This window comes from Novosphingobium sp. MMS21-SN21R (genome assembly GCF_031846015.1).
GTDB lineage: Bacteria > Pseudomonadota > Alphaproteobacteria > Sphingomonadales > Sphingomonadaceae > Novosphingobium.
In genome coordinates this window covers 1,993,212-2,017,789 of the sequence record NZ_JAVRDU010000001.1, presented here as the reverse complement: position 1 = coordinate 2,017,789, position 24,578 = coordinate 1,993,212, and the positions used below count along the sequence as shown (strand labels likewise).

Annotated in this window: 23 protein-coding genes; 16 read left to right on the top strand and 7 right to left on the bottom strand. The window is 62.3% G+C overall.

Translation table 11 applies throughout. The annotated features are described in order from the left end of the window. The first annotated feature begins 20 nt into the window (after positions 1-20). Positions 21-2,144 carry an NAD-dependent DNA ligase LigA gene (gene ligA, locus RM192_RS09770; RefSeq protein ID WP_409233827.1) on the top strand — a complete coding sequence of 708 codons (2,124 nt, stop codon included), beginning with the start codon at positions 21-23 and terminating at the stop codon, positions 2,142-2,144. Next, positions 2,141-2,638, top strand: coding sequence for a CinA family protein (locus tag RM192_RS09765; protein WP_311507346.1), 498 nt, complete (start codon positions 2,141-2,143; stop codon positions 2,636-2,638). Before ligA ends, RM192_RS09765 begins: the two co-directional genes overlap by 4 nt. On the opposite strand, the gene RM192_RS09760 is transcribed toward RM192_RS09765, so the two are convergent. Together RM192_RS09760 and bla are read right to left on the bottom strand one after the other, a co-directional pair. Continuing rightward, entirely contained in the window at positions 2,592-3,521 is a 930-nt protein-coding gene (locus RM192_RS09760; RefSeq protein WP_311507345.1) for a 50S ribosomal protein L11 methyltransferase, read from the bottom strand. The genes RM192_RS09765 and RM192_RS09760 overlap by 47 nt on opposite strands. Then, positions 3,518-4,429 (bottom strand): subclass B3 metallo-beta-lactamase, encoded by a 912-nt coding sequence (gene bla, locus RM192_RS09755; RefSeq protein ID WP_311507344.1) that lies wholly within the window; start codon positions 4,427-4,429, stop codon positions 3,518-3,520. Before bla ends, RM192_RS09760 begins: the two co-directional genes overlap by 4 nt. Before the next feature lie 154 nt (positions 4,430-4,583). Between bla and sdhC the strand changes: the two genes are divergently transcribed. The 4 genes from sdhC (at position 4,584) to RM192_RS09735 (ending at position 8,070) form a co-directional block, all read left to right on the top strand. Then, on the top strand, positions 4,584-5,009 hold the full coding sequence (sdhC, locus tag RM192_RS09750) for a succinate dehydrogenase, cytochrome b556 subunit (RefSeq protein WP_311507343.1): 426 nt from the start codon (positions 4,584-4,586) through the stop codon (positions 5,007-5,009). A gap of 40 nt (positions 5,010-5,049) precedes the next feature. After that, positions 5,050-5,433, top strand: a complete 384-nt coding sequence (gene sdhD / locus RM192_RS09745) for a succinate dehydrogenase, hydrophobic membrane anchor protein (protein ID WP_311507342.1) — start codon at positions 5,050-5,052, stop codon at positions 5,431-5,433. 3 nt (positions 5,434-5,436) lie between these two features. Beyond that, positions 5,437-7,257: a succinate dehydrogenase flavoprotein subunit gene (sdhA, locus tag RM192_RS09740; RefSeq protein ID WP_311507341.1), complete on the top strand. Its 1,821-nt coding sequence runs from the start codon at positions 5,437-5,439 to the stop codon at positions 7,255-7,257. Positions 7,258-7,380: 123 nt separating this feature from the next. Beyond that, positions 7,381-8,070 carry a hypothetical protein gene (locus RM192_RS09735; RefSeq protein ID WP_311507340.1) on the top strand — a complete coding sequence of 230 codons (690 nt, stop codon included), beginning with the start codon at positions 7,381-7,383 and terminating at the stop codon, positions 8,068-8,070. Position 8,071: 1 nt separating this feature from the next. Here RM192_RS09735 and RM192_RS09730 read toward each other — a convergent pair whose 3' ends face one another. After that, complete coding sequence (locus RM192_RS09730; RefSeq protein ID WP_311507339.1) at positions 8,072-8,752, bottom strand: hypothetical protein; 681 nt, start codon at positions 8,750-8,752, stop codon at positions 8,072-8,074. 59 nt (positions 8,753-8,811) lie between these two features. After that, the gene (locus RM192_RS09725) at positions 8,812-9,675 is read right to left on the bottom strand and encodes a neutral zinc metallopeptidase (protein WP_311507338.1); all 864 of its coding nucleotides are present in this window, start codon (positions 9,673-9,675) and stop codon (positions 8,812-8,814) included. 95 nt (positions 9,676-9,770) lie between these two features. On the opposite strand from RM192_RS09725, the gene RM192_RS09720 reads away from it, so the two are divergent. The 5 genes from RM192_RS09720 to RM192_RS09700 all read left to right on the top strand — a co-directional run bounded on the left by RM192_RS09720 (position 9,771) and on the right by RM192_RS09700 (position 15,488). Next, positions 9,771-10,556, top strand: coding sequence for a 3-hydroxybutyrate dehydrogenase (locus RM192_RS09720; protein WP_311507337.1), 786 nt, complete (start codon positions 9,771-9,773; stop codon positions 10,554-10,556). 176 nt (positions 10,557-10,732) lie between these two features. Further along, entirely contained in the window at positions 10,733-12,202 is a 1,470-nt protein-coding gene (locus tag RM192_RS09715; protein WP_311507336.1) for a M28 family peptidase, read from the top strand. 69 nt (positions 12,203-12,271) lie between these two features. Continuing rightward, positions 12,272-13,729 carry an IMP dehydrogenase gene (gene guaB / locus RM192_RS09710; RefSeq protein ID WP_311507335.1) on the top strand — a complete coding sequence of 486 codons (1,458 nt, stop codon included), beginning with the start codon at positions 12,272-12,274 and terminating at the stop codon, positions 13,727-13,729. 10 nt (positions 13,730-13,739) lie between these two features. Continuing rightward, entirely contained in the window at positions 13,740-14,927 is a 1,188-nt protein-coding gene (locus RM192_RS09705) for an RsmB/NOP family class I SAM-dependent RNA methyltransferase (protein ID WP_311507334.1), read from the top strand. A 54-nt stretch (positions 14,928-14,981) separates the two neighbouring features. Beyond that, entirely contained in the window at positions 14,982-15,488 is a 507-nt protein-coding gene (locus RM192_RS09700) for a tetratricopeptide repeat protein (RefSeq protein ID WP_311507333.1), read from the top strand. A 3-nt stretch (positions 15,489-15,491) separates the two neighbouring features. On the opposite strand, the gene RM192_RS09695 is transcribed toward RM192_RS09700, so the two are convergent. Both RM192_RS09695 and RM192_RS09690 read right to left on the bottom strand, forming a co-directional pair. Continuing rightward, positions 15,492-15,977, bottom strand: a complete 486-nt coding sequence (locus tag RM192_RS09695) for an RNA pyrophosphohydrolase (protein WP_311507332.1) — start codon at positions 15,975-15,977, stop codon at positions 15,492-15,494. After that, positions 15,974-16,927 carry an alpha/beta hydrolase gene (locus RM192_RS09690; protein ID WP_311507331.1) on the bottom strand — a complete coding sequence of 318 codons (954 nt, stop codon included), beginning with the start codon at positions 16,925-16,927 and terminating at the stop codon, positions 15,974-15,976. Before RM192_RS09690 ends, RM192_RS09695 begins: the two co-directional genes overlap by 4 nt. Positions 16,928-17,163: 236 nt before the next feature. On the opposite strand from RM192_RS09690, the gene RM192_RS09685 reads away from it, so the two are divergent. Genes RM192_RS09685 through RM192_RS09675 form a run of 3 tightly spaced genes read left to right on the top strand, consistent with a single transcriptional unit; the run spans position 17,164 to position 21,082 of the window. Further along, entirely contained in the window at positions 17,164-19,047 is a 1,884-nt protein-coding gene (locus tag RM192_RS09685; RefSeq protein WP_311507330.1) for a 2-oxoacid:acceptor oxidoreductase subunit alpha, read from the top strand. Positions 19,048-19,057: 10 nt separating this feature from the next. Then, complete coding sequence (locus RM192_RS09680) at positions 19,058-20,113, top strand: 2-oxoacid:ferredoxin oxidoreductase subunit beta (RefSeq protein WP_311507329.1); 1,056 nt, start codon at positions 19,058-19,060, stop codon at positions 20,111-20,113. A gap of 30 nt (positions 20,114-20,143) precedes the next feature. After that, the gene (locus RM192_RS09675) at positions 20,144-21,082 is read left to right on the top strand and encodes a metal-dependent hydrolase (RefSeq protein ID WP_311508606.1); all 939 of its coding nucleotides are present in this window, start codon (positions 20,144-20,146) and stop codon (positions 21,080-21,082) included. Here the strand turns inward: RM192_RS09675 and RM192_RS09670 are convergent. Beyond that, positions 21,051-21,818: a phosphatase PAP2 family protein gene (locus RM192_RS09670; protein ID WP_311507328.1), complete on the bottom strand. Its 768-nt coding sequence runs from the start codon at positions 21,816-21,818 to the stop codon at positions 21,051-21,053. The genes RM192_RS09675 and RM192_RS09670 overlap by 32 nt on opposite strands. Positions 21,819-21,891: 73 nt before the next feature. Between RM192_RS09670 and RM192_RS09665 the strand changes: the two genes are divergently transcribed. Continuing rightward, complete coding sequence (locus RM192_RS09665) at positions 21,892-23,268, top strand: deoxyribodipyrimidine photo-lyase (RefSeq protein WP_311507327.1); 1,377 nt, start codon at positions 21,892-21,894, stop codon at positions 23,266-23,268. Between the two features lie 37 nt (positions 23,269-23,305). Then, positions 23,306-24,577 carry a cyclopropane-fatty-acyl-phospholipid synthase family protein gene (locus tag RM192_RS09660; RefSeq protein ID WP_311507326.1) on the top strand — a complete coding sequence of 424 codons (1,272 nt, stop codon included), beginning with the start codon at positions 23,306-23,308 and terminating at the stop codon, positions 24,575-24,577. Position 24,578 lies beyond the last annotated feature (1 nt).

Below are 24,578 nucleotides of genomic sequence, written 5' to 3'. Positions count from 1 at the left end.
CCGAGGCTGCCAACGAACTGATGCGGCTCGCGCGGCAGATCGCGAAGCACAACCGGTTGTATCATGCCGAGGATGCGCCTGAAGTGTCGGACGCTGAATATGACGCGCTAGTCCGCCGCAATGCCGAGCTTGAAGCGGCGTTCCCGCATCTGATCCGGCCTGACAGCCCGAGCGCGCTGGTCGGGCATGAAGTCGCGTCATCACCCTTGCGCAAGGTGGCGCACGAGGTTCGCATGATGAGCCTCGACAATGCGTTCACCGACGAGGAAGTGGCCGAATTCGTCGCCCGCGTTCGGCGCTTCCTTGCGCTGCCCGACGATGCCGAAGTGGCGATGACTGCCGAGGACAAGATCGATGGGCTGTCCTGTTCGCTGCGCTACGAGAACGGCAAGCTGGTTCGCGCCGCCACGCGCGGCGACGGTCAGGTGGGCGAGGACGTCACCGCCAATGTCGCGCACATCGCAGATGTTCCGCAGGAGTTGAAAGGCGAGGGCCTGTTCGACATTCCTGCGGTCTTCGAAATTCGTGGCGAGGTCTATATGGCCAAGGCCGACTTCCTCGCGCTCAATGATGCCCAGGAGGCAAAGGGCGACAAGCTTTTCGCCAATCCGCGCAATGCCGCCGCCGGATCGTTGCGCCAGAAGGACGCGACCGTCACCGCCAGCCGCCCCTTGCGCTTCCTCGCGCATGGCTGGGGTGCGGCCACCGAAGTGCCCGCAGCGACGCAGTTCGAGATGATGCAGAAGATCGCGCGCTGGGGCGTGCCGGTCTCGCCGCTGCTGGTGCGCTGCACTTCGACTGAAGACCTGCTGGCCCATTATCGCAGCATTGGCCAGATACGCCCGACGCTGCCTTACGACATCGATGGCGTCGTCTATAAAGTTGATCGGCTCGATTGGCAGGAGCGTTTAGGCTTCGTTGCCAAGGCGCCGCGCTGGGGCATGGCACACAAGTTTCCTGCTGAACGCGCAGAAACCACGCTCGAAGCCATCGACATACAAGTCGGCCGCACTGGCAAGCTGACGCCGGTCGGGCGGCTCAGGCCGGTGCTGGTTGGCGGCGTTACCGTCACCAACGTCACCCTGCACAACCGCGACGAGATCGGCCGTCTTGGCGTCCGGATCGGTGATCGTGTCGTGATTCAGCGTGCGGGTGATGTGATCCCGCAAATCGTCGAAAACCTCACGCGTGACGAGCCGCGCGAACCTTATCACTTCCCCGACCATTGCCCGGAATGCCAGTCTGAAGCTGTTGCCGAGGAGGGCGAAGTCGACGTTCGTTGCACCGCCGGCCTGGTCTGCCCTGCCCAGCGCGTCGAACGGCTCAAACACTTCGTCGGCAGGCCAGCGCTCGACATCGAGGGCTTGGGTGAGAAGACAATTGTGGAGTTCTACCAGCTTGGCTGGTTGGAAAGCCCTGCCGACATTTTCCGCCTGCGCAAGCGCCGGGCTGATATCGTCGGGCGTGAAGGCTGGAAGGACAAGTCTGTAGACAACCTCTTGGCAGCGATCGAGGCCAAGCGTGAACCAGACGCCGCCCGGCTGCTATTCGGTCTTGGTATCCGCCATGTCGGCGCGGTGACAGCGCGTGATCTGATGAAACGTTTTGTGACTTTGCCGGCACTGCGCGCAGCGGCAGAGGTTGCACATGGTCAATCACTCCAGCCTCCGTTCGCATCGAGCGAAGTCGAGACGACCGGCGATGGTGTGTCGGCGGCGCCCGACACAAACGGGGTTGGGGTTGATGGCATTACAGAAGCCCGCGCCGATCTGCTGTCCATCGACGGTGTCGGGCCAGTCGTGGTTGAAGCCTTGGGCGATTTCTTCCACGAACCGCACAATGTCGAGGTTTGGGAAGACCTGCTCTCCGAAGTTTCGCCGCCGCGTTACATCGTCGAGACTAAGGCCAGCGCCGTTGCCGGCAAGATCGTGGTGTTCACAGGCAAACTAGAGACGATGAGCCGCGACGAGGCCAAGGCACAGGCTGAGGCCTTGGGCGCGCGCGCCGCCGGGTCTGTTTCAGCCAAGACGGGGCTGGTTGTGGCAGGGCCAGGAGCAGGCACGAAGCTCAAACAGGCAGCAGCCCTCGGCATCGAGGTGATCGATGAAGCGGCTTGGGCGGAAATTGTCAGGAACGCAGAATGACGTTGGAAGACTTGGTCGCCGTTGCTGCCGAAGCAGGCGAAATGCTCAAGCAGCGAGGCCAGACCATCGCGGTGGCCGATGGCGCGACTGGTGGCTTGATATCGGCCAGCCTGCTGGCGATGCCCGGGGCTTCGGCATTCTATCTTGGTGGCGGGGTGATTTACACGCTGAAAGGTCGCCGGATCACACTTGGGCACCCACCCGGATCCTTGCGAGGCCACACGTCGGCGACCGAATCTTATGCAATCGCGCAGGCCGAATTGATCCGGAAACGCTACGGCGCTGACTGGGGCATTGCAGAAACTGGCGCGGCAGGCGGAGGAACCGTCCACCCGCTCGGCGTGGCGTCAGGCACCAGCGCAGTGGCCGTGGCTGGCCCGGACGGTATCACCGCCGCACGCTTCGTCCAGACCGGCAGCAACGACCGGCTTGCCAATATGCAGGCTTTTACCGCCGCCGCGCTCGGCTTGCTTCGCGATACGCTCGCCGCCTAAGCCACAGGATAGACCAGTCCCCGCGCACCATGCGTGCGGCCAGCCTGAATCCGGCCATGCGATAGGCTGCGCGCACCGCGGGTTCCTGCGTTTCGAGCAGCCCTGCCAGCAGAACGCTTCCACCCGGCACCACCGCGCGGGCAAACTCGGGTGCCAGTTCGACCAGCGGACCGGCAAGGATATTTGCTATCAGGAGGTCGTATGGCCCCGCCGCCTGCAGGACGGGATGGTCCATTCCGGCAGCGATCACCATTGCCATGCGGCCTGCGCCATCACCAAGCGATACGCCATTGTTGTCGGCATTCTCTGCCACAACCGGACCGCACACGGCATCGATATCGCTTGCTACCGCGCGGGCAGCGGGCCAGAGGCGCAGGCCCGCAAAGCCCAGCAGCCCGGTGCCGGTGCCGATGTCGGCCAGATTGCGCACGCACACGCCCTGCCGCCTCATATGGGTGAGCATCGCGAGGCAACCGGCAGTCGTGGCGTGCTGTCCGGTGCCGAAAGCCTGGCTGGCCGGAATCACGAAATCATGGACACCCGGTTCGCGCAGCGGCGGGTATTGCGGGGTATGGACGTAAAACACGCCCTCACGGATCGGCTCGACGCCTTGCTGGCTGAGAGTGACCCAATCCTCGTCGGGCAGCTCTTCAACGATCAGCTTCGGCGCGCCTGATGTGAAAAGGGCCGCAATCGCGGTGCGGTCAGCCTTGGTGGGCTTGCGATCCATCCATGCTTCAAGCTGCCAGTCGTCGGGTTTGTCTTCGGCAATCTCGCTTCCGGCAATCACGATGGCGTGATCCCAGTCCCACGCATCCTCATGCGCGATGAGCGCGGCCTGCACGATGTCGCGCGGGGCAAATGTGGTGACTTTCCAGCTCATGGCAGCAGCGCCGTATCGAGGCGCGCGCGCGCAGACTTCACGATCACGCGGCAATCCTCGGCCTCCATGAGTGGCTCGGTGCCAGACATACGCTGGCCCATGGCGCTGACGGACGGGTGTGGGGTGAGCACGATGCCGCAGTCCATCTTGTCGATCATGTCGAAGGTCTCGCGGAACATCGCGACGCGGTCAGGATGATCGGCAAACCGGTATGTGCCCAGCGGGAGCGCGGAAATGCTGTCGAGATACGTGAATTTCCGGCAGTCTGCGCCTTCGCAGCTTGTCCACGACCAGCTTGTCGATCCTTCGGTGTGCCCGGGCGTGGCAATCATGGTCAGGCGCAACGGTCCGGCGCGCAATATCTTGCCCGCATTCATTACCTTGTCGGGCTTGACCGGCGAGAAGCCGTGAATTTCCTGAAACTGCGGGTCTGCCGGGCTGACCTTGCCGCTGCGCAGGCTTGCTGCGGCCTCGGCGCGCGCAACGACTTTCGCACCGGTTGCGCGCTTTAACAGGGCAAGGCCGCCAACGTGGTCGAAGTGTTCGTGGCTCGACACGATCCAGCGCACATCTTTTGGATCAAACCCGGCGGAGCGGATATTCGCAACGATTTGCGGCGCGGCAGTTTCGGTCGCCGCATCGACCAGCACGTGTCCCTTGGGCGAAGTCAGGAGCAGAACGGTGACTTCGCAGGTGCCAACATACCAGACATTGGCGAATATCCTCACCGGCGGGGCAGGGTCGTCAAAGCTCTCCTTGCCTTTGCACTGCTCGACGAAACGCTGCCCTGCTGCCGGGTCCGCAGCGACGGGGGGCGCGCTTTTTGCTTCGGGTGCGGCGGGGGCTGTGCAGGCGGTAGTGAGCGCCAAAGCGCCGATTGCGAATTTCAGGGCTGGACGAAAGGTCATGGGCGCTGTCTAGGGGCGCTTGCAGGCGTGCGCAACGGGCTGTCCTTTTTTACATCTCCCGCGCGCTTGCACGGTTGATCAATTCGACTAATACGAATCGCACTCCGGTCGCGGTCAATTCCGCGATCCATGATGACTTCAAGGGGGTTTGTTCATGGCGCAGGCGCGCAAAGCACGGCCGATCTCGCCGCATCTCCAGATCTGGCGCTGGGGCCCGGCCATGCTGGTCTCGATCCTCCACCGTGTCACCGGCAACGGTCTGGCCTTTGCAGGCCTGGGTCTGCTGCTGTGGTGGATCGGTGCATTGGCAAGCGGTCCGGAAAGCTATCGGTCTTTCCTCGACTACACCTGGACGGGTGCGGGTGGCGGGCTTCAGGCAGCAACCGCGTTCCTCGGCAAGGTTGTTCTGGTCGGGCTGACCTGGGCATTCTTCCAGCACGCCGCAACCGGCATTCGTCACCTCATCCTCGATGTCGGTGCGGGTTACGAACTGGAAACCAACGCGCGCTGGTCGGTCCTGACCATCGTCTTTTCGGTGATTGCCACCGTCCTGTTGTGGGCCTTCCTGCTGCTGCGCTGAGCGCCGGCGGGATTTGGCATAATAAGAGAGGCAAGACCTAATGGGTAATGGCACCTCAATCGGCCGCGTGCGGGGCCTCGGCTCCAGCCATCACGGCACGCACCATTGGCTGACCTCGCGTCTGACGGCGGTCGGCAATCTCGTCCTGATTTCGTTCCTGATTGTCAGCCTCGCGCTGCTGCCGGACTATGGCTACGCTACTGTGCGTGGCTGGGTCGCACGGCCGCTGCCGTCGATTGCGCTGATCCTGATCATGATCAACACCTTCACCCATGCGCGCATGGGTATTCAGGTCATGCTCGAAGATTATATCCACGGCGAAGGCGGCAAGATTGCTGCTTGGCTGCTGGTCAATATCGTGCCTTTCGCGGCTGCCGCGTTCGGTATCCTCTCGGTTCTGCGCATTGCGCTTGGGGGCGCGTAAGTCATGGCTTCCACTTCCAATCAGCCCGCCTACAAGATCATTGACCACACTTACGACACCGTCGTCGTAGGCGCTGGCGGATCGGGTCTTCGCGCCACCATGGGTTCGGCACAGGCTGGCCTGCGTACTGCCTGCATCACCAAGGTCTTTCCGACCCGCAGCCACACCGTTGCAGCACAGGGCGGCATCGCCGCTTCGCTTGGCAACAACAGCCCGGATCACTGGACCTGGCACATGTACGATACCGTCAAGGGATCGGACTGGCTGGGCGATCAGGATGCGATCGAATACATGGTGCGCGAAGCACCAGCAGCGGTCTATGAACTTGAACACGCTGGCGTTCCGTTCAGCCGTAACGCCGAAGGCACGATCTACCAGCGTCCGTTCGGCGGTCATATGCAGAACATGGGCGAAGGACCGCCGGTTCAGCGTACCTGTGCTGCGGCTGACCGCACCGGCCACGCCATGCTTCACGCGCTCTATCAGCAGAGCCTGAAGTACGATGCAGACTTCTTCATCGAATATTTCGCCATCGACCTGATCATGGAGAATGGCCAGTGCCGCGGCGTGATCGCGCTGTGCATGGACGACGGTTCGATCCACCGTTTCCGCAGCCACGCTGTCGTGCTGGCAACCGGCGGCTACGGTCGTTCGTACTTCACTGCGACCTCGGCTCATACATGCACCGGTGACGGCGGCGGCATGGTGCTGCGCGCTGGCCTGCCGCTGCAGGACATGGAATTCGTGCAGTTCCACCCCACCGGCATCTATGGTGCTGGCGTCCTCATTACCGAAGGCGCTCGCGGCGAGGGTGGTTATCTGACCAACTCCGAGGGCGAGCGCTTTATGGAGCGCTATGCTCCATCGGCCAAGGATCTCGCCTCGCGTGACGTGGTTTCGCGTTCGATGGCGCTGGAAATCCGGGAAGGTCGCGGCGTAGGCCCGCACAAGGACCACATCTATCTGCATCTGGATCACATCGACCAGAAGGTGCTGGCCGAACGCCTTCCGGGCATCACCGAGAGCGGCAAGATCTTTGCCGGTGTCGATTTGACCCGCCAGCCGCTGCCAGTGGTGCCGACCGTGCACTACAACATGGGCGGCATTCCCTGCAATTATCACGGGGAAGTCGTGACAATCGGTGCCGATGGCAATCCGGAAACGATCATCCCCGGCCTGTTCGCGGTGGGTGAAGCCGCCTGTGTTTCTGTCCATGGCGCAAACCGCCTTGGCTCGAACTCGCTGATCGACCTTGTCGTGTTCGGCCGTGCAACCGGCCTGCGCCTCAAGGAACTGATCAAGCCGGGCACGTCGCACAACGCGCTGCCCAAGGACAGCGCCGACATGGCACTTGGCCGGCTCGATCATTTCCGCCATGCCAAGGGCGGTTCGCCCACCGCAGAAGTGCGCATCGAAATGCAGCGCACGATGTCGGCCCATGCAGCGGTGTTCCGCACTGACGAACTGATGGCTGAAGGCAAGGTCAAGCTGGCAGCGACCTACGAGCGCATGCAGGACATCAACGTTTCGGACCGTTCGCTGATCTGGAACTCGGATCTGGTAGAAACGCTCGAACTCGACAACCTGATCAGCCAGGCCTCGGTCACGATGCATTCGGCCTACAACCGCAAGGAAAGCCGCGGCGCCCACGCGCACGAGGATTTCCCCGATCGCAACGATGCGGAGTGGATGAAGCACACCGCAGCCTGGTTCAATGGTTGGGGCGGCAAGGGCGGCGAGGTCAAGCTCGACTACCGCCCGGTCCACGAATACACGCTGACCGACGACGTCGAGTACATCAAGCCCAAGAAGCGCGTGTACTGATTGCCTGACGTTGGTCCAGCAGGGCCAGCCGTTTGTCGAACGCCTGAATTGCTTGCGCCGGGATCTGTGTATCCCGGCGCAATGCATTTGGGGCGAGCTTTGCCCCGAACGGGAGCTTGTTCGATGATCAGGACCAACCGCGCGAAATTTGCCTTGCTGTCAGGTGTTGTGCTGGCGCTGACCGCAGGTTCGGTGGCTTACGGCGCGGCTGACATTCTGCCGCCCCCCGCTCCGCCTGTGCCACCTTCTCCCCCGGCACCTCCGGCTCCCCCCGAACTGGGCCAGCAGATCGTCATCGTTGAGCGGCACGGCGGCGATGACGGCAAGAATTATGTCCGAACCATTACGCGCGATGGCAAGACTTTCGTCTTTCAGACAGACCGTGCCTTGAGCGATGCCGAAATCGAGCAACGCATTGTATCTGCAGAAGCACGCATTCCGCCCGTGCCACCCGTACCGCCGGTTTCCAGTCACGACCGCCGCGTGATGAAGCAACGCGTGATTGTTATGAACGAAAACGGCGAGGACGTTACCGACGTAGTTACAGAGGAAGGTGACGAGCACTGCAACGGCAAAAGGGTCGTGTCCGATGTCGACACATCAGCTCAGGATGACGGGAAATTGACCCGGGTCCGCATCCGAATGTGCGGAACGCCGGGAGATTTCAAGAAGCATGCCATGGCCGAGGCAATCGACGGTATTCGCAAGGCGCGTGCCGAAATCGCGGGGGACAAGAGCCTGTCGGAATCAATCCGCCTCGAAATTGTCCGCGATCTTGATGCAGAAATCGAGCGGTTGCGGAACGACGGTTAAGTCAGTTTGTAGGCTGGACGACTGGCTTGGCTTCGTATTTGACAGCCTTGCCCCTGGAACCCTTTGCTGACGTCCTGGTGTCCTTCGGCTTGGTGTCAGCAGCCTTTTCGGGTTTTTCCTTTGCGTCTTTTTCTGCGGCAACGGCAGCGTCACGCTTGGCCCAGAGCGTCGCTGCGTCCTTTGCGCTGGCGGTGCGCGCAGGATACTTGCACCCGCGTTGCTGGCCCACGCCCTTGAGGAATGCGCGGCGGACCGAGCCGGCGTAGATCGCCTCATTCCACTTGCGCTGCTGCCCATTGGCCCCGCTGAGTTCGCGGATCACCCCACTGAACGGGATCAGCGAACTGACGAGCGACTTGGCCACGTTGCCCATTCTGATGGTTGAGTTTCCGTCATCGCGCGCGATGTCGATGTCATCGCCCAGAACCGCATCGAGCTGTGCGATCTCCGAGGCAATGGCCGGGCATCGGCTCATGCCGCCGAGGCTATATGGTTTTTCCCGCGCGGTCACGAGGACGGCGGGAACCTCATCCTTCTTGATGTTCAGATCGGTGAGTGGCGAAGTGACGACGTCGCCAGCGGTAACCTGATCTTGCGACACCGCCGTCTGCCCATTGGCAGGGACGGCGATGGCACAAGTACAAGGCAGTAGCGCGAACCGAAGAGCCTTGGTGAAAGTCATAATGTGCCCCCTTTTGCGAAGAGAAGCATCACCAACCACTTCGGTTCCGGACATTTCGATTAAATGTCCTTGAACGTGTCGCACTGATCCTCGTCCGCAGTTTCCAGTCCCTTGCGAAGCCATTGCATGCGCTGGGCCGCGCTGCCATGGGTAAAGGCGTCTTCGACTGGCCGGCGACCGGCGGCTTTCATCAGCGTATCGTCGCCAATCTGGTGCGCGGCGGTCATGCCTTCCTCGATATCGCCCGCCTCGATCCGATCACGGTTGCGGCCCGCCCAGACGCCGGCGTAACAGTCAGCCTGAAGCTCGAGGCGCACCGAAAGCTGGTTGGCCTGGCTTGGGCTGCGCTGCTGCAACTGACGCACCTGATCCGACGTGCCCAGCAGGTTCTGGAGGTGGTGGCCATATTCGTGCGCCATCACGTAGACCCGCGCGAAATCGCCGCCTGCCCCCATCTGCTTGTCCATCTCAGTGTAAAAATCGGTGTCGATGTAGATGCCGGAGTCGCTCGGACAGTAGAACGGCCCCATCGCACTCTGCGCCGCACCGCACCCCGATTGCCCCGCTTGCGAATAGAACACCAGCTTGGGCGCCTTGAACGCGATGTTTGCCTGCGCGAACAGCGGCTCCCAGGTCTTGTTGAGCGACGACATGGCATTGCAGCTTTCGCGGCTGAATTCGTTGACCGAACAGCTTTCGGCCACAGATGCGCCGCCTTGCTGCTCGACCGGCGCACTTACCTGGCCCTGCTGAAGCGAACCGAGCATTTGTGCAGGATCGACGCCGAAGACCACTGCCGCGATCAGGGCGATGACAATCGAGCCGCAGCCAAGCTTGCCGCCGCCGCCCATGGGAAAGCGACCGCCTCCGCCGCCGCGCTGGTCCTCGACGTTGATGGAACTGTCGAAATCGTCGAGCCGCATCGGCCTTCCCCCTTTTTGCACTGCCTACTGGACAACTGCGGTGAGGACCGCGATGCCAGCCGGATCATGGTATCCAGAATCTCCGGAGTAGTAGAATGTTCCTGAAGGGCAAGTGCGCGCTTGTGACCGGCTCCACCTCTGGCATTGGCCTTGCCTATGCGCGGGCGCTGGCTGCCGAAGGCGCCGACGTGGTTCTCAATGGCTTTGGCGATCCAGAAGAGATTGCCAAGTTGTGTAAGGAACTGGCGACAACCAGCGGAGGTCGCGCGATTTATGCGCCAGCTGACCTGACCAAGCGCGAAGGCACCGAAGCCATGATGGCGGCAGCGCTGGCAGAATTCGGCACGGTCGACATTCTGATCAACAATGCAGGAATGCAGCATGTTGCCCCGGTCGATGAATTTCCGGTCGACAAGTGGGATGCAATCATCGCGCTGAACCTGACATCGGCGTTCGACGCCTGCCGTCTCGCCATTCCGGGGATGAAGGCCAATGGCTGGGGACGAATCATCTTCACCGCCTCGGCGCACTCGCTGACAGCCTCGCCGTTCAAAGCGGCCTATGTTTCGGCCAAGCACGGCCTCACCGGCCTTGCCAAGACCATAGCACTGGAACTTGCCACGAACGGGGTTACCGCAAACTGTATCAGCCCCGGCTATGTTTGGACGCCGCTGGTGGAAAACCAGATCCCCGATACGATGAAGGCGCGAAACATGACGCGCGAGCAGGTCATCAACGATGTCATGCTGGTGCGCCAGCCGACCAAGGAATTCGTCCAGCCCGAAGATCTTGCCGCGCTTGCGCTATTCCTGTGCCGCCATGAGGCTCGGAACATTACCGGGGCGAACTACAACATGGATGGGGGCTGGATCGCCGAATAGTGGCTTTTCAGCCGCATTTGTAAACTCCTGTTCATGCAGGCCAGCCCAATTGGGAACTTGCGCATAACTGCTGCTTTTGAGAGCAAGGGATTGCGACGAGGCGTTTGAGGGCGGCGATGAAGCGTGCAGGGGGCTGGCGAGTTGCGATAACAGGAGCGCTGGCTTTCAGCGCCATCTTGCTTGTCGCCGCAAAGCCTTCCCAAAGAAAGCCCACGCAACTCGAACTCGCGCTCAAGGCCCATGTCGAAACGCTGGCGAGCGACGATTTCGACGGGCGCGAACCTGGCACCGAAGGTGAAACCAAAACACTACGCTATCTCGCGCGGCAGTGGTTCGACATCGGCATGGAAGCGGGGACGAACAACCCCGGCAACGCCTGGTTTGCGCCGGTTGAACTGGTTGAGCGCGAGCCGGTGATGTCGCGCGCCAGCTTCATGCGCGGGCGCAAGAAAATCGTTTTGCCCACTGACAGCGTGTTCGTGGTGACATCTGGCTTGCGTAGTCTTGCGCTGGACGCACCGCTGGTGTTCGTCGGCCAGGCGGCGAGCGCAGTGATGCCAAGGGCCGAACTTGCCGGCCGCGTTGCGGTGATGCTCGACAGCTTGCCTGGCGGTGCCGACAAGGCGGCTGCAGGTGATCGTGCAGGGCGTTTGCTGGATGCGGGGGCCTTGGCTGTCGTGACGGTACTCGATGGCGAGCGCAGTCTCGAAGATGTCATCGCGCGGCGAAAACGCGCAGGCTACGCGGTATCGGGCGACAAGATCGGCAACGATATCGAAGCTTTCCTGTCGCCGGAGACCGCAGATCTTCTGCTTGCGGGCTCGGCCCACCCGTCAGTGAAGCGGCTGCACACCGATGCATCTGCACCAACCTTTGCGCCTTATCTGCTGGGCGTGACCGGCACGCTTGAGGCGACCAGTCGGGAAACCCGGATCAAGACTCACAATCTGATCGGGCGCATCGCCGGCCGCAGTCCGGGAGCGGGCGCGGTGCTGATGATGGCGCACTGGGATCATTTCGGCCGGTGTGCCGAGCCGCCCGCCGAGGACCTGATCTGCAACGGCGCGATTGATAATGCCAGCGGCCTCGCAGTGGTCACCGAAGCGGCAAGGCAACTGGCCAAGGGCAAGCAGATGGACCGAGATGTCTATTTCGTTGCTACGACGGGTGAGGAACTGGGCCTGCTCGGCGCGCTCGCCTTTGCCGAGGATCCGCCGATCCAGCTCGACAGGATCGTGGCGGCGTTCAATGTCGACAGCACCGGGCTTGTTCCGCCTGGCGGGCCGATCGGCATCGTCGGCAAGGGCATGACGCCGCTTGATCCGCTGATTGGCGATGTGGCACGCCGGATGAAGCGCAAGCTGGCGGCGGGCGACGGGCCGAACGCCTATATCAAGCGTCAGGATAGCTGGATACTGATGCAGCACGATGTGCCCGCCGTCATGGTCAGCAGCAGCTACGGCGACATGGACCGGATCGAACGCTTCATGGAGGATACGTACCACCGGCCGGGTGATCAGGCAGGCCCGCAGATCGATTATGGAGGCATGGCCGATGACGTGGCGCTGCAGGTCGAACTGGTCCGCGCCTTTGCCGATGTGAAGCGCTATCCGGGGCCTCCACAAATGCGCGGCCAAACCCCCTAGCGGAACCGGCCCTTCCTGTTTACATGGGCCGCCACGAATCTCCCTGGACACTTGGAAGTGGCACGCATCATGGATATCCCTCTCGGCCTTACATTCGACGACGTGCTGCTGCGTCCCGCCGAGTCGGATCTGGTCCCCTCGCAGGCCGATACCCGCACGCGGCTGACCAAGACCATCGGCCTCAACATCCCGATCATTTCCTCGGCAATGGATACCGTGACCGAGGCCGACATGGCCATCGTCATGGCGCAGCTCGGCGGCATCGGCGTGCTTCACCGCAACCTGTCCATCGAAGAACAGTGCGCCGCCGTCCGGGCGGTCAAGCGTTTCGAGAGCGGCATGGTTGTCAATCCGATCACCATTTCGCCTGACGCGACGCTGGGTGAGGCCAACGCGATCATGCGCGCCAACAAGATCAGCGGTATTCCCGTGGTCGAGGCTTCGGGCAAGCTGGTCGGTATCCTGACCAACCGCGATGTGCGCTTTGCCGATAACCCAGCACAGCCCGTGCGCGAGCTTATGACGCATGAGAACCTAGCCACCGTGCAACTGGGTGCCAGTGGCGACGATGCGCGCCGCCTGCTGCACCAGCGCCGGATCGAAAAGCTGCTGGTGGTCGACGATGCGTTCAAGTGCATCGGCCTGATCACGGTCAAGGACATCGAGAAAGCGGTGACCTTCCCTAACGCGACCAAGGACGGGGCGGGCCGCTTGCGCGTGGCCGCAGCGACCACCGTCGGCGAAAAGGGGCTGGAACGCACCCGCGCGCTGATCGATGCGGAGTGCGACGTGGTGATCATCGATACCGCGCACGGCCACAACCGCGACGTCGCCCGCGCCGTCGAGGCCGCCAAGAAGCTGTCGAATTCGGTGCAGGTGATCGCTGGTAACGTGGCAACGGCCGAGGCGACGCGCTCGCTGATCGGTGCCGGTGCCGATGGGATCAAGGTCGGCATCGGGCCCGGCTCGATCTGCACGACGCGGATCGTCGCGGGCGTGGGCGTGCCGCAGCTGACGGCAGTGATGGAATGCGCCGAGGAGGGCGAAAAGTCGGGCGTGCCGGTGATCGCCGATGGCGGTCTCCGGACCTCGGGCGATGCGGCCAAGGCGCTTGCCGCAGGGGCAAGCACGGTAATGATCGGATCGATGCTGGCAGGCACCGAGGAAGCGCCGGGCGAGACGTTCCTCTATCAGGGCCGGGCCTACAAGTCCTATCGCGGCATGGGTTCGGTGGGTGCGATGGCGCGCGGCAGTGCGGATCGCTATTTCCAGCAGGACATCAAGGACCAGATGAAGCTGGTGCCCGAAGGTATCGAAGGTCAGGTGCCGTTCAAGGGCCCGGCCAAGGACGTGGTCCACCAGCTTGTCGGCGGAATCAAGGCAGCGATGGGATACACCGGCAGCGCCACCATCGAAGACTTGCGCAAGCGTGCGCAGTTCGTGCGCATCACCAACGCGGGCCTGCGCGAAAGCCACGTCCATGACGTGACGATCACGCGCGAGGCGCCGAACTACAAGGTCGGATGAGAGCGCCAAGGTGACGCCCTCGGCGCGCTTACAGGCGGCGATCGATATACTTGACGCGGTGATCGCTGCAGCGCGGGGGCAAGGGGCTTCGGCTGACCGGATTGCGGCGGACTGGTTCCGCGCCCGGCGTTTCGTTGGCTCGAAGGACAGGCGTGCAATTCGTGATCTGGCGTGGAACGCGATTCGCGCCTGTGGCGACGTGCCGCAAAGCGGCCGGGCGGCGATGCTGCGCCTGGCGCAGGGCGATGCCGCTTTGCCTGCGCTGTTCGACGGGTCGACCTATGGGCCTGCGCCGATAGAGGCGGGCGAACCAATTGCGGAAGGCGGCGTCGCGCCAGCGTGGCTCGTCACGCAGATGAAGGCTTCGGGTCTTGATGATCGCGAACAGGCCGCTTTGCTGGGCCGGGCGCCACTCGATATTCGCGCGAACGCGCTGAAGACGAACCGCGACGAATTGCGCGCATCGTTGCCAATGCACGGTGATCTGGTTGCCGCACCACATGGCCTGCGCTTCCCTTCGGGCATGGCAGCGGAAAGCTGGCCGGAATTTACCGACGGCCTGTTCGAAGTGCAGGATGCTGGCAGCCAGATTGCGTGCATGGCCTTGGGTGTGCAGCCGGGTGAGGCGGTGGCCGACTTGTGCGCCGGGGCCGGCGGCAAGACGCTGGCGCTTGGCGCGGCGATGGCCAATCGGGGCACGCTGCTGGCGTGTGACATTGATCGCGCGCGGCTGTCGCGTCTGCCAGACCGCGCTTCGCGTGCCGGGGTTCTGGTGGAGACCCGCTTGCTCAATCCCGGACGCGAACTTGATGCACTGTCCGATTGGGCGGGCAGGGCGGATGCCGTGATGATCGACGCACCCTGTTCCGGCACAGGAACATGGCGACGCAATCCTGAGGCGCGGTGGCGGCTAGATGCCAAGGCATTGGCCCGGTACCACGCGATGCAAGCCAATGTTCTCGACATCGGTGCGAAATTGGTGCGTCCGGGTGGCAGGCTGACCTATGTCGTCTGTTCGCTTCTCGATGCCGAGGGTGCGGACCGGATTTCGGCATTTCTGAAAGACAATCCTGAGTGGGATGACGCCTTACCCGCATTGCCTGCAGGTTGTGCGCACGGCCATGGCTGGCGTCTGACACCCCTCCGCGATGCCACTGACGGGTTTTTCTTCGCAACAATCGTGCGCCGTGTTAACTGAGCGGTCATGCAAGCCGGTTCATTCAGCAGTGGTCGCCGGCTCAAGGAGTGCTTGATGCGTTACGCCCCCGTTGCTCTTGCTCTCTCCCTGATCGTCGGCGTTACCGGCAGCATGGGCACCGCAAAAAGCTCAGTCCCGCTTGATCCCCGTGTCGAGGCACTGATCAAGGATGGCCGCTCAGCCATTGCGCGGGGCGACATCGGAGCCGCAACCGACAGTTTCGAAGCGGCGCTAGCAGTTGATCCGGGAAGCCCGGCGCCTTTGATCGGGCTGGCCGATGCAGCACGCCGCGATGGCCTGCAAGGCAAGGCCATTCACTACTACCGCGAGGCGCTTGAGCGCGATCCGAATAACGTCGCCGCGATTTCCGGCGAGGGCGGGGCCATGGTCGAGAAGGGCGCGCTGGAAAAGGCGCGCCGTAATCTCGCAAGGCTTGAAGGGCTGTGCGGCAAGGGTTGCGCCGAAACGACTGATCTTGCCGCTGCGATTGCGCGTGGTCCTGCGCCGCGCGTGGTGTCCGCCGAAGCGGTCAAGCCCGAGCCCAAGGTCGAGAGCAACTGACCCTCAGATCAGGTCCCGGAATTCCTCGACGATCTGGCGATAGACCCGCTTCTTGAATGGAACGATCAGGTCGGGCAACTGCTCGGGCTCTACCCAGCGCCAATCGAGGAATTCTGCGGGATCGTGCGCATTCAGGTTGATGTCGCTGTCTTCGCCGCCAAAGCGAAGCAACAGCCATTTCTGGCGTTGGCCACGATACTTTCCGCCCCAAAGTCGCCCAAGAAGTTCCTCGGGCAAGTCGTAGAAATGCTCGTCGCGGCTTTCGGCAATGATTGTGACGAGTTCCGGAGAAACGCCGGTTTCCTCGGCCAGTTCACGCAAGGCCGCGGGATGAAGCTCTTCCCCGTCATCGATCCCGCCCTGCGGCATCTGCCAGGCATCGCCTTCCTTGTTGTCGATCCGCTTGCCCACGAACACGAGGCCAGCCGAATTGACCAGCATCACGCCGACGCAAGGGCGATAGGGAAGCCCGGCGATATGATCGTTCATCTTGACCTTTCCAGCAGCAGCCGCACGGCCGCGAAGATGGATTGCATGTCTGCCTGTCCGCTCGGGATTGCCTTGCGCACCTGCGTGAATGTGTGAATCGTGCCCTTCATTTCGAGGAACACGACCTCTGCTCCGGCGCGGATCAGTTCCGCACCATAAGCCCGTCCGCTATCGCGAATCGGATCGAGGCTCGCCGTCACTAGCACCGTTGGTGGTGTCGACGAATGGTCTCCGTAGATAGGAAAGGCGCGCTTGTGTCCGGCGACCGCCTGATATGCGCCCGCAAACCAGTTCATTGAGTCCGCCGTCAGCATGAAACCTTCGGCGAAATCACGGAACGACTGATGATCGGGCTTGTCATCACTGACCGGGTAGATCGGAACCTGCATGACCACCGGAACCGCCGCGGGCTTTTCCATCAAAGCTTGTGTGATCACGATGGTGAGATTGCCGCCCGCAGAATCGCCCATGGGGATGAGCCCGGTGATCTCGCGCCCCAGCACGTCAGAATTGCCGGCAATCCAGCGTGCGGCGGCTTCGCAATCGTCGGGCGCGGCGGGGAAGGGGTGTTCCGGGGCGAGGCGGTAATCCACCGCAATCACCGGTAGATCGAGTTCGGCAGCGATTTCGGTGCACAGGCTGTGATGGCTTTCGAGATCCCCGATCACGAACCCCCCGCCATGGAAAAACACCACCGCCGGGCCAGGTTCGCGCGTGGCCTGGGCATCGTAAAGGCGCAACGGAATGTCGCTAGCGGGGCCGGGGCATGTCAGGTCGCGGATCACGGCAAGTTCGCGCGGAGGCAATTCTGCCATTTCACCCATGGCGATGTAGCTGGCGCGGGCCATCTCAAGCGGGAGCTGACTCATCGGCGGGGCGTTTACCCCGTTCAGGAAATCGAGAAATGCCTTCACATCAGGGCGCACAAAGTGTGTGGTCTGCTCGGTCATGCTCTCTCCGCGTTCCCCCGCAGCATCGTGTCCACGGGAATCGTTATCGACAAAGGGGTAAGTCCGCGATTGCAACTTGACTAGCCTGCGCGGACTGAAACAACTGCATTGGCCTAATTTTCTCGCACAAGAGTTTTTCTTCTTTGCGATTGGTAGGTGAGGGGCATAGGCGCAAAGGTTCATTGAGACGCGGCTTATGGCAAGGGGCAAAACCCCTGCACGCAGCAGAGGACACTATGGCGACACTAGTTGAAGGACCGGACGCACTGACGGGCGGCAAGGACGACCTGACCCCTGAGGCAGTGGTCGTGCGTTTTGCCGGTGACTCGGGCGACGGCATGCAGTTGACCGGCGGACAGTTCACGCTTTCGACCGCGCTTGCGGGCAACGATCTTGCCACGTTCCCAGATTTTCCGGCTGAAATCCGTGCGCCGCAAGGCACACTGTTCGGCGTTTCGGCGTTCCAGATCAACTTCGGCTCGACTGCGATTGATACGGCGGGCGATCAGCCTGACGTGCTGGTGGCAATGAACCCGGCCGCGCTCAAGACCAATGTCGGCGCGCTGAAGCGTGGCGGCTTGATCATTGCCGACAGCGGCGAGTTCAACAAACGCAACCTCGAGAAGGCCAAGTACGCGGTCAACCCGCTCGAAGATGGCAGCCTCGAGAACTGGCAACTGCTGGCGTTCGACATTTCGGCGATGACGCTGGAAGCGGTAAAGCCATTCGGCCTTGGCAACAAGGAAGCGCTGCGCTGCAAGAACATGTGGACGCTGGGCCTTGCCCTGTGGATGTTCGACCGCGACCGCGCACCGCTGATCGATTGGCTCAATGCCAAGTTCAAGAAAAACCAGGTGCTGGCTGATGCCAACGTCGCCGCGCTCAACGCAGGCCATGCCTATGGCGAGACGGCTGAATTGGCAGGACCGCTCAAGCAGTATCATATTGCACCTGCCGAGAGCGAACCGGGCCTTTACCGCACGGTAACGGGCGCCGAAGCGATCAGCCTCGGGCTGGTGGCGGGTGCGCAGCTGGCAGAACTGCCGATGTTCTTTGGCGGCTATCCGATCACGCCAGCCTCGGCGATCCTGCACAACCTGACCCGGCTCAAGGAGTTCGGCGTCACCACCTTCCAGGCGGAAGACGAGATTGCCGCCATAGCCTCGGCCATCGGCGCCAGCTTTGCCGGGCAATTGGGCGTCACCTCGTCGTCTGGCCCCGGCATCGCGCTGAAGGGTGAGGCGATGGGCCTTGCGATCATGACGGAACTGCCGCTGGTGATCATCAACTCGCAGCGCGGCGGGCCGTCGACCGGCCTTCCGACCAAGACCGAGCAGTCCGACCTCTATCAGGCGATCTATGGCCGCAATGGGGATGCACCGATGCCGGTGATCGCCGCGCGCTCGGCGGCGGATTGCTTCGAAGTCGCCATCGAAGCCTGCCGCATCGCGGTGGAATACATGACCCCGGTCATGGTGCTGACTGACGGCTATATCGCCAATGCGGCAGAGCCGTGGAAGGTACCTGATCCCGCGAGCTTCAAGTCGTTCCCGGCGCAGTTCCTGACCGAGAAGAACGGTGCGGACGGCGAGTTGCTGCCGTTCGCGCGCGATGAAAAGGGCGCTCGCCCCTGGATCAAGCCGGGCACGCCGGGCCTGATGCACCGTATTGGCGGTATCGAAAAGAACCCCGGCACTGGCAACATCGACTATAGCCCCGCCAGCCATCAGACCATGACCGACGCGCGTCGCGCCAAGGTGGATGGCGTGGCCGCAAGCATTCCGCCGCAGGCCGTGGAACTGGGCGAAACGTCGGGCAAGTTGGCCGTCGTTGGTTGGGGCAGCACGTATGGCCCGATCCATCAGGCCGTGCGCCGTGCGCGCCGCAAGGGTCAGGACGTGGCTCAGATCCACGTCCGCCACGTCTGGCCGATGCCGAGCAACCTTGGCGAATTGCTGAAGGGTTACGACAAGGTGCTCGTACCCGAAATGAACACCGGCCAGTTCAAGACCGTGCTGCGCGATCAGTTCCTGATCGATGCCAAGCCGCTGAACAAGACCAGTGGCCAGCCCTTCACGATCGCGGAAATCGAAGCCGCAATTGACGAAGCTCTGGCCTGAGGGAACTGACATGAACGACATGACCCCCATCACCAAGGTCCAGACCACGCTCAAGGACTGGGAAACCGATCAGGAAGTGCGCTGGTGCCCGGGCTGCGGTGACTACGCGATCCTCAAGGCCGTGCAGCGCACGCTGCCTGAACTGGGTTCCGACCCTGCCAACACCGTGTTCGTGAGCGGCATTGGCTGCTCCAGCCGCTTCCCGTATTACATCGAAAGCTACGGCTTCCACACGATTCACGGGCGCGCACCTGCGTTTGCGACCGGCGTCAAGTTGGCCAATCCCGATCTCGACGTATGGATCGTTACCGGTGATGGCGACGGCATGTCGATCGGCGGCAACCACACGATGCACATTCTGCGCCGCAACGTGAACGTGCAGATCCTGCTGTTCAACAACGAGATCTACGGCCTGACCAAGGGCCAGTTCTCGCCGACCAGTCGCGAGGGCACCAACAGCCCGACTTCGCCATTGGGTTCGGTCGACCGTCCAGCCAGCCCTTGCGCTTTCGCGCTGGGTTCAGGTGCGCGTTTCATCGCGCGGGCCTATGACGTGTCGAAGAACCTCGGCGGCGTGCTCAAGGCGGCGCACGGCCACAAGGGCGCGGCGTTCGTGGAAATCTTCCAGAACTGCATCGTCTACAACAAAGACCGCTTTGACGATTTCGTCGCCAAGGGTGTGGCCGACCAGAACCAGCTTTGGGTCGAAGACGGCCAGCCGATGCTGTTCGGAAGCGAGAAGTCTGGCGGGATCAAGGGCATCGCCCTCGACATGGAGACGCTCAGCCTCAAGGTCGTCGATGTTGTGGACGGTGACTGGAAGGCGGTGGGCGTGATCGTTCACAACGTCAAGAACCGCGCCATCGCGCACATGCTTGTGGAAATGCCGTTTGGACCGTTCCCGATGGCGCTTGGTGTGATTTACGACGATCCGCGCCCGACTTACGAGGAATCGCTGCTCGGTCAGGATGCGAAATCGCGCGAAGGCAAGGAAGCCAATCTCGCCAAGCTGCTCGCCAAGGGCCAGACCTGGACGGTGAGCGGCACGGCGGCCGACCCGATCTGATCTGGCGCTTGAGCCGGCGGGGTAGGGCGTCTGGATAACCTGACTCACAGCCTCGTCGGTTGGGCCTTGGCAGAAACCGGGCTGAAACGGCGGACGCGCAAGGGCCTGGGCGCCTGCGTACTCGCCGCAAACCTGCCAGACATCGACGTGTTCTTTGGCTGGGCGCCATGGGCACCGCTCGCCATGCATCGCGGATTCACGCATGGGCTGGTCGGCGGCGTGCTGCTCCTGCCGCCAGTTCTGGCGGGGCTGCTGTGGCTGCTGGACCGGTGGCACACGGAGCGCGGCAGAATTGCCCCGGGCGCAGCGCCCATGCACTTTGGCTGGCTGCTGGTGTTGTGCTGGCTCGGTGCGCTTACGCACCCGCTTCTGGACTTGCAGAACACCTACGCGGTCCAGTTGCTGTCCCCGTTTAGTGAGGGCTGGTTCCATACTGATGGCCTTTTCATAGTCTCGCCTTGGCTGCTGGCATTTCTGGGCCTCGGCATCTGGCGTTCCCGGGTTGGTCGGCGCGCGCGCCCCGCCATCCTCGCCCTGACGGCCTGCGTAGCGTTCATCGCAGTCAACATCGGCATCAGTGCTCTTGCGTGGAAGGCACCCGAACGCGAAATTCCTTACGTGCGGCCTGATCGCATATTCGCTGCTCCCGATGCGCTGTTGTTCTGGCGGCGTGATGTGGTCTGGCGGAATGACGGCATGATCACGCATGCCCGGTTCGATCCGTTTGAAAGCGTAACCAGAGTAACAGATCGCAGCGAACCTGTGGCGGACAATATGGCTCTGCCGGTGGTGCAGCGGGCGGTGCAGGCCACGTGGGATGTTCAGGATTTTCTGGCATGGTCGCAACTGCCGGTCGCTACTACGCGGCGCTCAGGTTGCGATGTTACGGTAACGTTTGGAGATGCACGCTTCTCCGGCCCGGCCATGACGCGAAACTTCAGCACCTCGGTCCGTCTGCCCGACTGTTAACGCCCGGCGTCATCCGCTCCAGCGTTTCATCGGCTCCTGCAGCGACCGCTTTGGCAGGGCGGTGGAGTATGGCAGTGGCGAGAAACGTCCATCCCGCGCCGCCGAGCCAGCCCGCCGCGACGTCGCTTGGGAAGTGTACGCCAAGCCAGACGCGGGAGAAGGCTACCGCGAGGCTCAGCGCAATCGCCAGACTGACAAGCGTCCAACGCACGCTGCGGCGCGGACTCATCGCCGCAAATGCCAAAGCGATTGCGATAAAGACCACCGCCGAATTGAAGCTGTGACCGCTGGGGAAACTCTGCCCGCCCGCCTCGGTGAGGTGAGTTACAATCAGTGGGCGCGGTCTGCCAATCGCCAGCTTCACCAAAGTATTCACGATCCAGCCACCCGCGATAGTTGCGGCAAGCAGCACGGCTTCGCGTCTCAGCCGCAGAAACAGCAGTGCCGCGACCGCGCCTGAAGCAAACAGATTGCGCAGCAGGACGCCGCCCAGCGAGGTCACGTCCCGAACCGCCTCTAGCAGCCACGGCGGCCCAGCGGGCACGAGCGTGGCGCCCCGCCGCCAGAAAAGCAGACCCGCGCTATCGAGCGTTTCACTCTTGCCCGTCCACACGGCGAAAGTGACGATGGCAAAACCGAACCAGCAGACGGCAGCAGCGGCAAGCGCGTGCGCGGGGGCTATGCGCCAGCCATGTGCCCTTTGGGACAGGTGTATATCGGGGGCGTTGTTTATCATGCGATGTCGAGGAACGGGTCTTGGCCCATGGTGTTCCCCTACGAACGCGCCAAAGCAACAGGAAATACAGATTGTGACGTCAACGCACGCGCGCTCCCCATCCATAGTCTGGTTGCGCCGGGACTTGCGGTTGGCCGATCAGGCTGCGCTGTTGGCGGCAGCAAGCGAAGGGCCGGTCATTCCGGTCTACGTGCTGGATGACGACACGCCCAGGCACTGCCGCATGGGGGGCGCATCGCGCTGGTGGCTGCATCACAGCCTTTCCGCGCTTGACACCGATCTGCGTAAAATTGGCTCCCGTTTGATTTTGCGGCGTGGCAGGTGTCACGAAGAGCTGGCCGCAGTTCGCCGCGAAACCGGCGCGCGAACGGTCCATGCCCTGCACCATTACGAACCGTGGTGGCGCAATGCCGAACGTGCCGTGGCCAAGGCGTTCAGGCTCGTGTTGCATGATGGCAATTACCTTGCGCCTGCAGGGTCGGTGCTGACCGGGGCAGGGGCGCTCTTCAAGATATACACGCCGTTCTGGCGTGCCCTGCAGGAGCGGATGCCCCCGACAACACCGTTGGCAGCACCAACCGCCCTTGAGGTTCCTGATGTGTGGCCAACCTCGGATGACTTGAGCGATTGGAACCTGCTGCCGACGAAGCCGGATTGGGCAGGCGGTTTGCGGAACGAATGGACTCCGGGTGAAGCGGGTGCGCTTGACCGTCTGGATGACTTCGCCGAACGAGCCTGTCGCTATGGCGAATGCCGCAACTTGCCCTCCGTCGAGGGAACTTCGCGCCTTTCGCCCCATCTGCACTTCGGCGAGATTTCCCCTGCAACGATCTGGCATCGTGTGGGGGACGCAGGCGGATCGGTGAATATTTTCTTGGGGGAGATTGGATGGCGGGACTACGCCCAGAACGTGATATTGCAATTCCCCGAATATGGCACACGAAATGCCCGTGTGGCCTACGATGATCTTGGGTGGCGAGACGATCCCGAAGGTTTGACCGCGTGGCAGCAGGGACGCACTGGCTATCCCATCGTCGATGCCGGAATGCGTGAGCTGTGGCATACCGGATGGATGCACAACCGAGTGCGGATGATCGCCGCTAGTTTCCTGGTCAAACACCTGTTGATCGACTGGCGAGAAGGCGAGCGGTGGTTCTGGGATACCCTTGTCGATGCAGACTACGGCTCGAACGCGGTCAACTGGCAATGGACCGCCGGGACAGGCGTAGATTCCAACATGTTCGTGCGGATCATGGCGCCACTCACTCAGTCGCCCAAGTTCGATGCCGCAGGTTACATCCGCAAGTGGGTGCCCGAACTGGCTCATCTCGCCGATGACAAGATTCACGATCCGGCTGCCCCGCCGCAGGGTTATCCCGCCAAGATCGTCGCGCATACGGAAGCACGAGCCAGAGCATTGGCTGCCCATGAGTACATGAAACAGGCCTGACCTTGCGCAGAATCACAAGCCGACGCATATGCCGAATATGAATGCGCAGACGCCAACGAGGGGAGGGCATCTGGTCGCTGGTGGGCGGAACATTTCTGCTGCTGGCGGGTGGATTGCGCGACTGTTTTCGGGTTCCTTCGTCCACGCGGTCGAGCGGATCGACCGGGGGCTGGTGCAGGGCACAATCAATGCGACCCTGCCTGACGGATCAACGCGCAAAGTCGGTGGGCGCGGCGAAGGTCCTGTCGCCCGAATTGACCTGAAAAGCTGGAATGCTCTTGTTCGTCTTGCCACGGCAGGGTCGATTGGTTGGTACGAGGCATGGGTCGCTGGCGAATGGACCAGTCCCGACCCCGTGCAGATCTTCGACCTCTTCATGCGCAACGCAGATACGCTCGGCGATGTTGGACGGGCCAAGGGGCCATGGCGCTGGGCCGGGCGTTTGCTCAACATCGCGAGGCGCAATTCGAAAGCGCAAGCACGGCGAAATATCGCGGCGCACTACGATCTCGGCAACGACTTTTACCGGCTGTGGCTCGATGAAACCATGAGCTATTCCAGCGCCTTGTGGCACGGTATCGCGCCCGATGCGCCGCTGGCGCACGCACAGGCGAACAAGGTTGACCGTCTCGGAGCCCGTCTTGCACTGGTGCCGGGAAGCGAAGTGCTGGAGATCGGCTGTGGCTGGGGCTTTTTGGCGCGACGCCTTGCCGAAACTTCGGGTGCCCGCGTTACCGGCATCAGTCTGTCAGATGAACAGCTCGAATGGGCTCGCCTGACTCTGCAGGCGTCAGGGCTGACCGGCATCGAATACCGGCATCAGGACTACCGCGACGTTCACGGGCAGTTTGACGCCATTGCCAGTGTCGAGATGGTCGAGGCAGTGGGGCGGGAGTACTGGCCGTCCTATTTCGACTGCCTTGCGCGCTGCCTCAAGCCCGGTGGCCGTGCAGCTCTGCAATACATCTCCATCCGCGATGAACTGTTTGATGCTTATGCCGCCAGCGCCGATTTCATCCAGGCCTACGTCTTTCCCGGCGGTCTGCTGATCAGCGAGACCGAGTTCCGCGCCCTCGCAAAGGAGCGCGGGCTGACGTGGGAAGACCAGCACGATTTCGGCATTGATTATGCCGAAACGCTCAAGACATGGCGCGATGCACTGGACCGTGCGGTTGCCGAAAACCGGCTGCCTGCTGGATTTGACCGTAAGTTTGTCGACCTGTGGCGCTACTATCTGATGTATTGCGAAGGCGGTTTCCGGGGCGGCGGCATTAACGTCGCCCAAGTAACACTTGTCAAAACGGCCTGAA

What these genes read in the sequence shown, in the direction of transcription:
- RM192_RS09720 (WP_311507337.1), top strand. Translation starts at nt 9,771, where the DNA reads ATGTTCCTGAAGGGCAAGTGCGCGCTTGTGACCGGCTCCACCTCTGGC.
- RM192_RS09760 (WP_311507345.1), bottom strand. Translation starts at nt 3,521, where the DNA reads ATGAGCTGGAAAGTCACCACATTTGCCCCGCGCGACATCGTGCAGGCC.
- RM192_RS09685 (WP_311507330.1), top strand. Translation starts at nt 17,164, where the DNA reads ATGGCGACACTAGTTGAAGGACCGGACGCACTGACGGGCGGCAAGGAC.
- bla (WP_311507344.1), bottom strand. Translation starts at nt 4,429, where the DNA reads ATGACCTTTCGTCCAGCCCTGAAATTCGCAATCGGCGCTTTGGCGCTC.
- RM192_RS09680 (WP_311507329.1), top strand. Translation starts at nt 19,058, where the DNA reads ATGAACGACATGACCCCCATCACCAAGGTCCAGACCACGCTCAAGGAC.
- RM192_RS09695 (WP_311507332.1), bottom strand. Translation starts at nt 15,977, where the DNA reads ATGAACGATCATATCGCCGGGCTTCCCTATCGCCCTTGCGTCGGCGTG.
- RM192_RS09765 (WP_311507346.1), top strand. Translation starts at nt 2,141, where the DNA reads ATGACGTTGGAAGACTTGGTCGCCGTTGCTGCCGAAGCAGGCGAAATG.
- RM192_RS09725 (WP_311507338.1), bottom strand. Translation starts at nt 9,675, where the DNA reads ATGCGGCTCGACGATTTCGACAGTTCCATCAACGTCGAGGACCAGCGC.
- RM192_RS09660 (WP_311507326.1), top strand. Translation starts at nt 23,306, where the DNA reads ATGAATGCGCAGACGCCAACGAGGGGAGGGCATCTGGTCGCTGGTGGG.
- guaB (WP_311507335.1), top strand. Translation starts at nt 12,272, where the DNA reads ATGGATATCCCTCTCGGCCTTACATTCGACGACGTGCTGCTGCGTCCC.
- RM192_RS09735 (WP_311507340.1), top strand. Translation starts at nt 7,381, where the DNA reads ATGATCAGGACCAACCGCGCGAAATTTGCCTTGCTGTCAGGTGTTGTG.
- RM192_RS09690 (WP_311507331.1), bottom strand. Translation starts at nt 16,927, where the DNA reads ATGACCGAGCAGACCACACACTTTGTGCGCCCTGATGTGAAGGCATTT.
- RM192_RS09670 (WP_311507328.1), bottom strand. Translation starts at nt 21,818, where the DNA reads ATGATAAACAACGCCCCCGATATACACCTGTCCCAAAGGGCACATGGC.
- sdhD (WP_311507342.1), top strand. Translation starts at nt 5,050, where the DNA reads ATGGGTAATGGCACCTCAATCGGCCGCGTGCGGGGCCTCGGCTCCAGC.
- sdhC (WP_311507343.1), top strand. Translation starts at nt 4,584, where the DNA reads ATGGCGCAGGCGCGCAAAGCACGGCCGATCTCGCCGCATCTCCAGATC.
- sdhA (WP_311507341.1), top strand. Translation starts at nt 5,437, where the DNA reads ATGGCTTCCACTTCCAATCAGCCCGCCTACAAGATCATTGACCACACT.
- ligA (WP_409233827.1), top strand. Translation starts at nt 21, where the DNA reads ATGCGGCTCGCGCGGCAGATCGCGAAGCACAACCGGTTGTATCATGCC.
- RM192_RS09730 (WP_311507339.1), bottom strand. Translation starts at nt 8,752, where the DNA reads ATGACTTTCACCAAGGCTCTTCGGTTCGCGCTACTGCCTTGTACTTGT.
- RM192_RS09700 (WP_311507333.1), top strand. Translation starts at nt 14,982, where the DNA reads ATGCGTTACGCCCCCGTTGCTCTTGCTCTCTCCCTGATCGTCGGCGTT.